At 66.4% G+C, this 12,610-nt stretch carries 8 protein-coding genes; 1 reads left to right on the top strand and 7 read right to left on the bottom strand.

Going from position 1 to position 12,610, the window contains the following annotated elements; translation table 11 throughout:
- Positions 1 to 29: 29 nt before the first annotated feature.
- The 7 genes from QCE64_RS29055 to QCE64_RS29025 form a co-directional block, all read right to left on the bottom strand.
- Positions 30 to 695 carry a TetR family transcriptional regulator gene (locus tag QCE64_RS29055; RefSeq protein ID WP_310007650.1) on the bottom strand — a complete coding sequence of 222 codons (666 nt, stop codon included), beginning with the start codon at positions 693 to 695 and terminating at the stop codon, positions 30 to 32.
- 32 nt (positions 696 to 727) lie between these two features.
- Entirely contained in the window at positions 728 to 4,015 is a 3,288-nt protein-coding gene (locus tag QCE64_RS29050; protein ID WP_309925773.1) for an efflux RND transporter permease subunit, read from the bottom strand.
- A gap of 12 nt (positions 4,016 to 4,027) precedes the next feature.
- On the bottom strand, positions 4,028 to 5,197 hold the full coding sequence (locus QCE64_RS29045; RefSeq protein ID WP_310007648.1) for an efflux RND transporter periplasmic adaptor subunit: 1,170 nt from the start codon (positions 5,195 to 5,197) through the stop codon (positions 4,028 to 4,030).
- Between the two features lie 165 nt (positions 5,198 to 5,362).
- A complete protein-coding gene (locus QCE64_RS29040) occupies positions 5,363 to 6,775 on the bottom strand; it encodes an efflux transporter outer membrane subunit (RefSeq protein WP_310007645.1) in 1,413 nt (470 codons plus the stop codon).
- Positions 6,776 to 7,174: 399 nt separating this feature from the next.
- Positions 7,175 to 8,893, bottom strand: a complete 1,719-nt coding sequence (locus QCE64_RS29035) for a S10 family serine carboxypeptidase-like protein (protein WP_310007643.1) — start codon at positions 8,891 to 8,893, stop codon at positions 7,175 to 7,177.
- 93 nt (positions 8,894 to 8,986) lie between these two features.
- Positions 8,987 to 10,561, bottom strand: coding sequence for a S53 family peptidase (locus QCE64_RS29030; RefSeq protein WP_310007641.1), 1,575 nt, complete (start codon positions 10,559 to 10,561; stop codon positions 8,987 to 8,989).
- A 215-nt stretch (positions 10,562 to 10,776) separates the two neighbouring features.
- Entirely contained in the window at positions 10,777 to 11,202 is a 426-nt protein-coding gene (locus QCE64_RS29025; RefSeq protein ID WP_309934461.1) for a GFA family protein, read from the bottom strand.
- Positions 11,203 to 11,292: 90 nt separating this feature from the next.
- Between QCE64_RS29025 and QCE64_RS29020 the strand changes: the two genes are divergently transcribed.
- On the top strand, positions 11,293 to 12,606 hold the full coding sequence (locus QCE64_RS29020; protein WP_310007639.1) for an inositol monophosphatase: 1,314 nt from the start codon (positions 11,293 to 11,295) through the stop codon (positions 12,604 to 12,606).
- The last annotated feature ends 4 nt before the right edge of the window (positions 12,607 to 12,610 follow it).

Below are 12,610 nucleotides of genomic sequence, written 5' to 3'. Positions count from 1 at the left end.
TCCGGGTGTGAGGTTCGTCTGTTCGTCTCTCACCCGCGCAAGCAACGTTCCTGTTCGGAGGCACACTCCGGGCGCAACAGCGGCACGAGCCTCAGCATGCCGATGCAAACATCAGTCAAATTCGCGGCATCGCGTGGCAGGGCGATCGCATCCCGTTCGAGCAGCCAGTCCCGCAGCACGCCGCCCAGAAACGCATGGACCACGCCGGCCGCGCGCTTTACATCCAGTCCGGGCGGCAACTGCCCCCGCGCGACCGCATGCGCAAGATGGCGTCCGAACTGCTCCCGGCCGCCGACCGCCGCGTCGCGCTGCATGTCGAAGATGCACGCCGTGATGTTCGTGTGCTCGGATTTCGTGTAGAGCACCTCGCACAGGCGGCGGTTGCGCGGCGCCACCACCACCGTGCCCAGGAAATACAACAGCCGCTGACGGATCTCGCCGAGCGGATCCGGGTCCGCGCCATCGGCGACGGCATTGGCGAACACGTCCATCGGCAGCGTTACGCGCTGCATCACCTCGGCGAGCAACGCGCGCTTGTTGCGGAAATGACCGTAGATTGCGCCGCGCGTAAAGCCCGCCCGCAGCGCGACCGAGTCCAGCGTGGCGGCCGATACGCCCTGCTCGGCGAATACGCATTCGGCCGCGTCGAGAATCTGCTCGCGTGTTGCAAGCGCTTCCTGTCGTGTCCGCTTCATCCGCCGTCGCACCGTTCCACGCGCCCCGCGCGTCAGGCCGGTTTGCGCTCCGCCGAAGCGTCGCCGTCGCCGTCTTCGTCTTCGTCTTCGTCCTCTTCATCGCGGCTGCCGCGCAGCATGCGCGGCGAGACTTCATCGAGCCTGTCGCCCAGCATGCGCCGCACGCTCACATAGAAGACCGGAATCAGCAGCAGCCCGAACACCGTCGCGAACAGCATGCCGCCGATCACCCCGGTGCCGATCTCATGCCGCGACACCGCACCCGCGCCCGACGAGAGCACGAGCGGGAGGACGCCGAGGATGAACGCCAGCGAGGTCATCAGGATCGGCCGCAGGCGCAGGCGTGCGGCCTGCAGCACCGCGTCGCGGAGCGTGAGGCCGTCTTTCTGGCCTTCCACCGCGAACTCGACGATCAGGATCGCGTTCTTGGCACCCAGTCCGATCACCGTGACGAGCCCGATCTTGAAGTAGATGTCGTTCGGCACGCCGAAGAGCCCGCAGAACACCAGCATGCCCAGCATGCCGAGCGGCACGACGAGCAGCACGGAGACGGGAATCGACCAGCTTTCGTAAAGCGCCGCCAGGCACAGGAACACCACGACGATCGAAAGCGCCATCAACAGCGTCGCCGACGAGCCCGACAGCAGTTCCTGATATGACTGCCCGGTCCAGTTCGCCGCGAAGCCGTGCGGCAGTCCGTGATCGACGATGTGATCGAGCGTGTTCATCGCTTGGCCCGTCGAATAGCCGGGCGCCGAATTGCCGACGATCTCGATCGCCGAATAGCCGTTGTAGCGCGGCAGCTCGGTCGGACCGTAGGCCCATCTGGCAGCGACGACGCTCGCGAGCGGCACCATGTTGTACGGCGCGATCGACGTGTTGGCGGGCGAGGGATCGACTGGCGTCGTGAAGCCGCGCGAGGCGGCGCCCGTCCCGTTGCTCGTGCTGTTGGCCGCAAACATGCCCGGCGTGAACAGATGTTGAAAGGCATCGAGCCCCATCCGGTACGGCGCGTCCGCCTGGAGATAGACCCGCTTCACGCGGCCGCCGTAAGTGAACTGGTTGACATAGGACGGCGCCAGCTCCATTCCGAGCGTCTGGTAGACATCCGTGAGCGAGAGACCCATCGCCTGCGCCTGCGTGCGGTCCACCGCGATGTCCAGCTGCTGCTGGTAAGGCAACGAGTTCGGACGGATGCCTGCCAGCACGGGACTTTTCGCGGCATCGGCGAGCAGAGTGTGTTCCGCCTGCCCCAGCTCGGCGCGCGACTGGCCCGCGCGCGCCTGCAGAAACATGTCGACGCCGCCGAACTGGCTCAGTCCGCGGATGGTCGGCAGATTGACGACGAAGATCTGCGCGTCCGCGACGCCGGACAGGATCCGGTTCATGCGCGGGATCAGCGCCATGGCCGTCGCGGACCGCTTGTCCCAGTTCGTGAGCTCGATGAAGGCCATGCCGACGTTCTCGCTCGTGCCGACGAAGCTGAAACCCTCCGGCTGGAAAATCCCGGCGATGTCACGGCTCACGTCGCTTCGGGCGAGCGTGTCGCGCACTTCGTCCATCACGTGCGCGGTGCGCTGCAAGGTCGCGCCGGGCGGCAGGTTGACGAGAGCGAGCACGAAGCCCTGGTCCTCGTCCGGCACGAAACTCGTGGGCAGACGCGCATACAGGAAGCCAGCCAGCACCGCGACCAGCGCGAACGCCATCATCCAGCGCGGCGCCCGGCGGATCATGCGGCCGGCCTGGGCCACGTAGCGTGACGCGGTCCAGTCGAAGAGCCGGTCGAACCCGCGATAGAACGCGTTCTTCTCCTTCCGATGATGCGGCTTGAGGATCGCTGCGCACAACGACGGCGTGAAGGACATGGAGAGGAAGGCGGAGCAGCCCATCGAGATGGCGATCGTCAGCGCGAACTGCGCGTAGATGATGCCCGTCGCGCCCGGTTGCAGCGCGGAAGGCACGAACACCGCCGTCAGCACCACGGTAATGGCGACGATCGCACCCGTGATCTGTGTCATGGCCTTGTGCGTCGCTGCTCGCGGCCGCGTGCCCTCCTCGCTCATGATGCGCTCGACATTCTCGATCACGACGATCGCGTCATCCACCACGATGCCGATGGCGAGCACCATGCCGAACAGCGTCAGCTGGTTGAGGGTGAAGCCGAGCGCGGCGAGGCCGATGAAGGTGCCGAGCAGCGCGACCGGAATCACGAGCACCGGAATGATCGTCGCGCGCAGGTTCTGCAGGAACACCAGCATGACGAGGAACACCAGCGCGATGGCTTCGGCCAGCGTGCGGACCACGTCCTCGATCGATGCCGTGATGAACGGCGTGGTGTCGTACGGCACGGACCATGTGACGCCGGCGGGCAGGTCGCGCGCGAGCGTTCCCATCGTGGCCTTCACGGCGCGCTCCACTTTCAGCGCGTTGGCGCCCGGCAGCAGGAAGACGGCGAGGCCGCCAGCTGGTTTGCCGCGATAGGACGCCGCCACGCCGCCGGTCTGCGGCCCGAACGAAATGCGCGCGACGTCGCTCAGCCTGACCGTCGTGCCGCTGCTGTTCGACAGGACGATGATGTCGCGGAACTGTTTCATCGACGAGAACAGCGAGTCTCCCGACACGGTCGCCGTGAATGCCTGCCCCTCGATGGCCGGGTCCGCGCCCAGCGAGCCGGCCGGGAACTGCGCGTTCTGCTGGGCCACCGCATTGAAGACCTGCGTGGTCGAGAGTCCGTAGCTTTGCAGCTTGTCGGGGTCGAGCCAGATGCGCATCGCGTATTCGGAGCCGAGCAGGGTCGTGTTGCCGACACCCGTGACCCGGCCGATGGCCGGCTGGATCCGCGAGGCGACGATGTCGGACAGCTCCCCAGACCCGATGCCCGGGTTGTTCGACTGCAAGGCAATGAACATCAGGATGTCCGGGCTCGACTTTGCGACCACCACGCCTTGTTGCGTGACCTGCGAAGGCAGCAGCGGCTGCGCCAGCGCGACCCGGTTCTGCACCTGCACCTCGGCGATGTCCGGGTTGGTGCCCGTCGCGAAGCTGAGGGTGATCCGCGTCTGGCCGTTCGATCCCGAGGTCGAACTGAAGTACAGCAGGTTGTCGATGCCGGTGAGCTGCTGCTCGATCACCTGCGTGACGGTCGATTCCATGGTCTCGGCGTTCGCGCCGGGGTATTGCGCGGTGACCGTCACCTGCGGCGGCGCGATGTCCGGATAAGACGCAATGCCCATGCTGCGCACCGCCACGATCCCGAACAGCGACATCAGCACGGCGATGACCCACGCGAACACCGGACGCTCGATGAAGAAACTCGGCATGGGCAGCCTCCTCTACTTCGTCACGCCGGACAAGGCCGGCGCGGGAGCTTGCCATGCAACAGTCGCGACCTTCGCCCCCTCGTGCGCCGCCTGGAGCCCGGTCACGATGACCCGGTCGCCGTCACCGAGTCCGCGCGTGACGATCCAGTCGTTACCGTGGCTCTGGGCGGCCTCCACGTCGCGGCGCGCGACCGTGTCGTGTGCATCGACGGTCAGCACGTAGGCACCCGCGGTATCGCGCAGCAAGGCTTCTTGCGGAATCAGGAACACGCCGTTCTGCCGCCCCAGGTCGACGGTCAGCGTCACGTACATGCCCGGCAGGAGACGCCGTTCCGGGTTCGCGACCCGCGCCCGCAGATTGACGGCCCCGGTCGCGGCATTCACCGTGACGCCGGAGAAGTCGATCGTCCCGGCGCTGCCGTATGGCGCGCCGTTGGGCAGCGCGATGCGCACGGTGGTCTCGGCAGGCTTCGCAAGTTCGATGGCAGGCTGGCTCGATGGCTGTTCCAGCGTGACGAGATCGGCGGAGCTGATCGTGAAGTTCACGTACATCGGATCGATCGTCTGGATGGTCGTCAGCAGCGTGCCGTTGCCGCCGCTGTCGGACGTGCCGCTGCCCACCACCGCGCCCGCCGTGACCTGCTGCTGCCCCGCAATGCCGCTGATCGGCGCGGTCACGCGCGTGTAGTCGAGCGACACGCGCGCGCTCTGCACGGCCGCTTCATCGGCCTGTACCTTGGCCGCGGCGCTGCGCTCGGCGGCGTCGGCGTTATCGACCGTCTGCTGCGACACCGAGCCGACCGGCAGCAGCCGGCGATCGCGCGCCGCCGTGATCCGGTTGTTGACGGCCACGGCGCGGTCCTGCGCCAGCACCGCCAGCGCCGTGTCGAGCTGCGCGCGGTAGAACGCCGGATCGATTTCGAAGAGCAGTTGCCCGGCCCGCACCGCCGCGCCCTCGGTGTAATCGCGCCTGAGCAGCAGTCCGGACACGCGCGCGGTGACGTTGGCGCTGTAATACGGCGACAGGCGTCCGACGAAGCTTCGCTCGAGCGGCACCGAGCGCGGCTGCACCGTCACGGTCGCGACGCGCGGCGGCGCGGGCGGCGCCGGACTCTTCGAACAGGCGGCAAGCACGATCGGACACAGGCACGACAAGGTCGCGCGTCGAAGGCGTGACGTCATATGAACTCCGCTCTTGCGGGTGACGGATGCGAGCGGTCTCTCCCTCCCGACACGCCCGCCGCTCGCTGCCCGGTCGTGTGGAGCCCAAGCGGGATCGCCGGATCAGCCGGATGCAGCGGCAGCGTGCGCAGCCGGCTCGGGCGCAATGCCAGCGTGATCCTGCTGCTAGCCGCCGCCGAGATTCTTCACGAGCAGCACGTGGCTTTGCGTCAGCAGCGCCTCGGTGTCGCGCAGGCTCTGCCATGCCTGGATCAAGGTCAGGCGCTGCGCGAGCACGTCCTGCTGACTGGCCGCGCCGGCATCGAACTGCGCTTGCTTGCTCGCGAACAGCCGCAGGTTGTCGTTCAGCACCTTCGCGACCGCGTGCTCCTGAGTCTGCAGATGGTTGATCGAGGACAGGCTGTCTTCGACGCTCTGGAACGCCGCCAGCACCGTATTGCGATACGTCGCGACGCTCTCGTCGTAGCGCGCGCGGGCCTCGTGTTCGGCGGCCGTGCGCGCACCGCCGTCGAAGAGGGTCTGCGCGAGATCGGGGCCGAGCGTCCAGAAGCGGTACGGCACGGTGAACAGATGCGCGAGCGTGTCGTGCGCGAAGCCGCCGTCGGCAGACAGCGAGAGCGTTGGAAAGAACGCGGCCACCGCCACGCCGATGCCCGCATTGGCCGCCGCCGCCGAGCGCTCGGCGCTGACCACGTCATAGCGACGTTCGAGCAACTGCGCCGGCAGCGCGAGCGGCACGGCGGGCGCGACGAAGCGATAGTCGGGATCGGCGGCGATGCTGAACGACGCGGGCGGCACCCCGGTCAGCACGGCGATCGCGTGTTCGTCCTGCTCGCGCGCCGTGGCGGTTGCCTGCAACAGGGCGGTGATCGTTTCGAAGGTCTGCTGGGCGGACAGGACATCGTCGCTGGACGCGTAGCCTTCTGCCAGGGCGGTCTGGGTCATCGCGAGAAGGCGGGCGTCGATGTCCCGTTGCGCGTTCAGCGCCTGGAGGTCGTAGTCCGCTTGCCGCAGTGCGAAGTACGTCATCGCCAGACTCGCGGCGATGGATATGCGCGTGCCGGCCAATTGCGCATCGGAAGCCTGCGCGTTCGCCTTGGCTTCCTCGATCTGCCGCCGCACCGCGCCCCACAGATCCAGCTCCCAACTCACTGAGCCGAGCATGACCACGCTGTTGCCCGGCACGGCGGCGGGCGCGCCGGAAGTCCGCGCCGCGCCCGCCGCCTGCGCGGCGCCGCCGGAACGCGTCCCGGAGAAACCCGCCGTGACGGTCGGAAACAGGCCGGCGCGGTTGGCCGCGACCGTCGCGAGCGCGACGCGATACGCCGCTTCGGCCACCGCAATCGACTGGTTTGCCTGCAAGGCCTGTTCGACGAGCTGATTCAGGCGCTCGTCGCCATACATGCGCCACCAGGTGCTGTCGATGGCGGCTTGCGGATTCGCGTCGGCGCGTTGCCAGTCGGTGCCTTCCTTGAAGCTTTGTGGCACCTGGATCGCGGGCCGCTGGTAGTCCGGACCGAGCATGCACGCCGCGAGGGGCAGCAGCACGGCAAGCGCCGCCACACGACGCCAGTTCAAGCGGCGTAGTGCAACGGGCCTGGGTGCGAAGAGCCGGAAAGCTGTTTTCACGCACATTCTCTTTTTTATTGAATTGGCCGTGCAGTGCGACTTGATTCGAATGTCCGCGTCCGGAGCCTTCGAGGCGCTGCGCGTGGTTCGTCGCCATGGACGAAGAAATCTTATCGACGTCGCGCGCCGATTTCGACGAGGCAGAGGCGAATCGCAGATTCGCTATCGGCGATTCTTTTGCGCGATGGATACGCAAGGTCTTTCGGCATGCAGACCGTTACGCACGTGGAGGAGGAATTTGAGAAGCGCCGTCTGGGAAGAAGGCAGGATGCCGAAGACAAAGAATTGCAGCAGAGGCCGCTGCGTCAGCCGGTAACCGGCGACGCAGCGGAAGCGGGACGATCTCCCTCAGCTGCCCGCGGCCGGCGACAGCGCGCCGAGCTTGTCCGCGGTGACCTTCTGCAGCGCGATGATGCGGGTCATCGCCGCGTGATTGCCCGTGGTCTCGTCGATCATCTTCGCCACGTCCGCTTTCAACTGTGTGCGCGAGCCGCCGTCGAGATAGACCATGTGGCCCGATGGATAAAACGTCGCCGACAGGTTCTGCCGCACGGTCTTGTCGATCAGCGGCATCTGCTGGAGATCGATGACCGTCTGATAGAACGGCGTCACGAAGTCGTACATGCCGTTTGCCGACAGCACCTTCAGGTCCACGTTCAGCGCCATGACCGCCGCCAGGTCACCCGCCGTGTAGAGGATCACGTTGCCCTTGGCATCGACGCCCTTCTGCGCGCCGGTCGGGTCCGTGTGCTTGAAGTCCCAGTTGAGGAACGCCTGGTCGTTGAGGTCGGTGAACGATGACGTCGAGGTGAATTTCAGCTGCTCGTTCAGATAGCTGTTCCACATCGTCGTGTACACGCCGCTGACCGCCGTCATGGTCGGATCGTTGCCGCCGGAGTTCGGATCGATCTTGCCCGCGATGCCCGTCGAGATGGCCGTCACGCGTCCGTCGTACGAACCGAGCGCTTCGCCCTTCGCCTTGAGCAAGGTGGTCAAGAACAGCGAGTTGCCGCGGCTGTCGTAAGCAGCAATGTCGAGACTCCAGGCCAGCAAGGTGGCCTTCTCGATGCCCGTGTATTCGGACAGCTTTTCGACCACTTCGTCGTCCGTCTGCGGAAACTTGCGCAGCGCATTCAGATAGTCCGTGCGCGCGAACTCCGCGACCTCTTCGACGAACGTGAGCAGGTTGGTCGGCGTCGGGTGCACGCCGAGCTTCTTGTGATACCACGCGTCGGCTGACGCCGTCGGCAAGGCGCCGACAGGATTGCCCGCCTGGGCGTAGTCCAGAATGGACGATTGCAGCGTGACGCCGTTCAGGTCGATGCCGTCCTCATGCAGCTTGTAGGCCAGCACGCAGCTGCGCGCCGTGCCGTAGGACTCGCCGAACAGGAACTTGGGCGAATTCCAACGGTTGTTCTTCGTCAGATAACGCTTGATGAACTGCGCGATCGATCCCGCATCCTGATCCACGCCCCAGAAATCGCGGTTCCTGTTCGGCGCGATGGCGGCCGAGTAGCCGGTCCCGACCGGGTTGATGAAGATCAGGTCGCTGCGGTCGAGCAGGCTGTCCGGGTTGTCTTCCATCTGGTAAGGCGCGGGCGGCGTGAAGCTCGGCATGGCGGTCTTGATGCGGCGCGGCGCGAACGAGCCCAGCAGCACGAACACCGACGACGATCCCGGTCCGCCGTTATAAAAGAACATCAGCGGCCGGGTCTCTTCCTTCGCGCCGTCCTTCGTGAACGCGACGTAGAACATCTTCGCGTTCGGCTTCGAGCTGCTCGGATCGACCGTCACGAGATGGCCGACCGTCGCCGTATAGGCGATCTTCGCGCCGCCGATGGTCACGCTGTGATGCGTGATGGCCGCGTTCTCATCGGCCTCGCTGGCCTGGACGGCGTCGTCGGGACCGTTGCCGTAGGCGACCGGATCGAAATACGGCTGGTCCGTCTTCGCGGACGAGGTCTTCTTCGCCGCTTTCTTCGCTGCCGGGACCGCCGGAGCCGCCGCCTGCGATGCAGGCGCGGCTTCGGCGGAGGGGTGCTTCGCTGCCAGTGGATCGGAGTTCATCGTCGTCGCTCCAGAATCGTCGTCGTGGTTGTTGTTCACTGTCGGTGCTGCCTGCTCGTTGCTTCAACTCAACTCAATTCAATCCAAATGCACTCAGCCCTTGGACGACTTGAGCGCCGCCGCGATCTTGCCGCCGTCCGGGCTGCCCAGCCCGGTGCAGGCATCCCAGCCGGCCGAGGCTGAAAAGGTGCCGTTGTTGCCTTCGGTGATGTCGTGGAACGCGGTCTGCGCCTTGTACAGCTTCGGATTCACGAAGCCGGCCGGCGACCCGTTGAGCGCATTGATGCGCGCGATCAACGCAGCCCACAACGGCGCGACGGCGCTCGTCCCGCCGACCACGGTTTCTTCGCCGTCGATCAGCACTTCGTAGCCGGTTTGCGGCGAGGCGTCGCCCGCCACATCCGGCACGCCGCGCTTCGCGAGCGCCGCATGCCTGCCGTTGCGCGTGACCGAAAGCCCTTTCTGCCAGACCGGCAGCGCGAAGACACTGGACACGCCACCGCCGCCCGAGCCGCCCTGGTCGCCGTCGTTCCAGACCACCTCGCTGCCGATCCCGCTCGCCGAGGCCGTCAGGCTCGTGCCGCCGCAGCCGAGCACATACGGGCTCGATGCCGGGAAGTCGACGTGATCGGCGCCGTCGCTGGCGCCGTCGGACGAGCCGCTGTCGCCGGATGCGGCGCACACGGTCACGCCGAGCGCAGCCGCGCTTTGCAGCACCGCGTTGAAGGCGCTGATCGACTGCGACGACCAGTTGGACTCCGGGCCGCCCCAGCTGATCGAGATCACCGAAGGCTGGTTGCTTGAATCGTGCAGCGCGCGATTGACGGCATCGACGAAACCGGCGTCGCTGTTCGGCGCGAAGTAGACGGCGATGCGCGCGGCCGGCGCGATCGCCCCGGCGATTTCGATGTCGAGCGTCACTTCGCCGTCAGGACCGTTCGGATTGCCGGTGGGCGCGTTCTTCGCGTTGTCGACGCCGACTGAAATCACCGTCGGCGCCTTCACGCCGAGCTTCTTGAAATAGGCGCTGAGATCGCTGTCGCGGTAGCCGCCGCCCAGTTCGATGATCGCGATGCACTGCCCGGCGCCGTTGCCGTCGGGGAAGTCATAGAGGCGCGCGAGGTCCACCGGCGTGAACGACGCAGGCGCCGCGCCGCGCGCGGGCTTGAAGGGCGGCCGGAAACGGAAGTGCGGACGCGCCTGCGGCTTGCTGTCGAGGCCGAGCACGGCGGTCACGGCGTCGTGCATGTCGTCGGGCACGTTGACCGGACCCGCGCGGCCGCGATATTCGCCGATGTTGTGATGTTGAAAGCGTTCGAGCTTCACATCGAAAGCTTTCTGGAATTGTTCGATGGTGCCTTTCAGCACGACACTGCGCGTCTCGGTTTCCGCCCGCACGACGGTCAGGCCGTATTGCTTCGCGAAGGCCTTGACCTTCTCGACGTCTGCGTCGGAGGCGGTGAAACGTTTGTCGAACTCGGCGCGCGAAACGGGTTGAGCGGGCGCATCGCCCGCATCGATGCGCGCCATCATCTCCTTGAAGCCCGCCTCGTCCTTGCGCCGCAGCATCACGATCACTTCGATCTGTTCGCCGGGATCGCACGCGCCGATGCATTTGGCGCCTTCGGGATGAATCTTGTCGCTGCCGCTGACCGGTTGCTTCGCCATGATGTCAATACTCCTCGTTGGCCTTGCAGTTCACAGGTGACCGATCCTGCCGCTCTCGCGTGTCGCGACGCGCTGTACGCACGTCGCTCATCGTCTTATTTTCCGGGCGCGAAAGCAATTGCTCGGACCGTTGACGAGAGCATGCAGTTCCATTGAGACAAACGATGTCTCCAAATGAAGGATCCCGGATGATGCAGGCAACGAGGGGGTAACGGCTAATGCGCGGGCCGCTCTTCGTCATATTCGGGCCGCGCGCCCTGCTGCAGCCACGGCTCGCGATGCCTGCACCACAGTTCGTAGTCCGGCTCGAACACGCCGGTCTGATCGAAGGCGCCGAGCGGCAGATCGATTTCGTCGCGCGACACGAATTCCATATACGCCACCGAGCCGCACACCGGACAGAAATGCCGCCGCCCCTGCCCGGAACTCTGCCAGGTCGATACACTGCCGCTCATCGTCACGGCGCCGCGCGCATAGATCACGTAGGCGCCGAACGCCGATCCATGCACCTGCCGGCACGTCATGCAGTGGCACATGCCCACGCGCTTGTGCGGGCCTGCCGCGCGAAAGCGGAAAGCGCCGCATGCGCAGCCGCCCTCGTGAACCGTCGCACTGGTTTCGTCGCCCTGTTTGACATTCATCGTGCTCTCCCGGGAATGATCATTGCACCGGCGCGCCTGCCGCGCCCCCTGGTTTGTTACGATAACCCTTCACGATCGGAGATGGCACTCATGAGCACAGCGAGCACGGCCGGCAGCACCCGCACCTTGTCCCTCCTGAAGCTTCTACCCGGCGCCGGATCGGACTTCGGTCCGGCCGCCACCGACCTCGTCGCTCACGTTCTCTCGCATGCCCGTTTCGACACCGCCGCGCAGACGCACGCGCCGCGCGAAACCTTCCGCAGCGTCACGGTCGATGACGCCATGAACGATTCCTACGTGTTCCCGCTCGGACAAACCGGCCAGTCGATCGTGCTGACGGGTTACCGGATCGCGGCGGGCTTCATCGCCGAACGCGCCGCCGACGAATGGCTCGAACTGGCGCACAAGGAACGCCTCGGGCGCGGCCTGCCCGCCACGCCGGACGGCAACGAACCGCACCTCGCGCCCGATCCCGCCGAAGCGGACCAGTTGCTCGACCGCGCCGCCGAGTGCGCGCAGCGCATCCTGGAACCCGTGGCGGCCGATCCCGTCCTGGCGCTGTTCGAGACGCACTATCGCGGCGGCCGCGAGTTCCTGCGGCTGACGTGGGAAGGCCTGCCGGAAGATCTCGTGCCCGAGTCGCGCCGCCCGCTCGCCGCGCTGGCGCAGGACGGCGCCCGGCGCGAGAAGCGCGATTACGATCCCTACGGACTCGACGGCACGGACGTGTATGACGTGGACCGGCCGCTTGCGTATCGCGAGAAGATCGGGCCGTTTCTGTTCACGATGACCTACCGCCACGAGTATCCGCAAGTGGACGACGAGCGCCTCGGCACGGCGTTCGCGGTGTTCCACGAAGCGGGCAGCGACATCGTCGCGGCGGCGGTCAAGCTGCAACTGGTCAAGGTGCCGCCGTTGCAGAGCAGCGCCGACCTCGTCTATACGCTCGATACCTACTCCGGCGAGATGCTGTCGCTCGCGCTCGCCGCTACCGAGGCGCTCGGCCCCGAGAAGCTCTGCGAGGTGTTCAACGCGCATCGCGTGATCTATATCGGCCTGTGGGAAGTGCGCAAGCCGTGGCGTGGCGAAGGGCTCGGCGTCGCGCTGCTGCATCAGGCGCTGGAGCGGCTGCCCGTCGATGTCGATGGCCGGCCGAACGCGCTGTGCGTCGCACCGGAGCCGTATCAGACCGACATGCGCCACTTCGACACCCTGCCCGCCGTGCTGCGCGAGGAACTGAAGGCGCCCGCGCGGCGCCTCGCGACGCATCTGACGGGCTGGCTCGAGCGCTCGAAGCTGCCCATCGCGACACATTTCTTCGTGCCCATGGCGCGGCATGCCGGCATCGGCTCGGCGGGCGAGAATGCGCGGCTGATCGACCGCATCATGGAAAGCGAGGCCTGATGCC

It is taken from the genome of Caballeronia sp. LZ043 (assembly GCF_031451075.1).
In the GTDB taxonomy this organism is placed as follows: domain Bacteria; phylum Pseudomonadota; class Gammaproteobacteria; order Burkholderiales; family Burkholderiaceae; genus Caballeronia.
Note: the sequence above shows the minus strand (reverse complement) of the source record. Positions and strands in the feature narration are given on the sequence as shown.

Bases quoted from the DNA above. Each gene is read 5' to 3' on its own strand.
- QCE64_RS29025 (WP_309934461.1), bottom strand. From the start codon at position 11,202: ATGAATGTCAAACAGGGCGACGAAACCAGTGCGACGGTTCACGAGGGC.
- QCE64_RS29055 (WP_310007650.1), bottom strand. From the start codon at position 695: ATGAAGCGGACACGACAGGAAGCGCTTGCAACACGCGAGCAGATTCTC.
- QCE64_RS29030 (WP_310007641.1), bottom strand. From the start codon at position 10,561: ATGGCGAAGCAACCGGTCAGCGGCAGCGACAAGATTCATCCCGAAGGC.
- QCE64_RS29045 (WP_310007648.1), bottom strand. From the start codon at position 5,197: ATGACGTCACGCCTTCGACGCGCGACCTTGTCGTGCCTGTGTCCGATC.
- QCE64_RS29035 (WP_310007643.1), bottom strand. From the start codon at position 8,893: ATGAACTCCGATCCACTGGCAGCGAAGCACCCCTCCGCCGAAGCCGCG.
- QCE64_RS29020 (WP_310007639.1), top strand. From the start codon at position 11,293: ATGAGCACAGCGAGCACGGCCGGCAGCACCCGCACCTTGTCCCTCCTG.
- QCE64_RS29050 (WP_309925773.1), bottom strand. From the start codon at position 4,015: ATGCCGAGTTTCTTCATCGAGCGTCCGGTGTTCGCGTGGGTCATCGCC.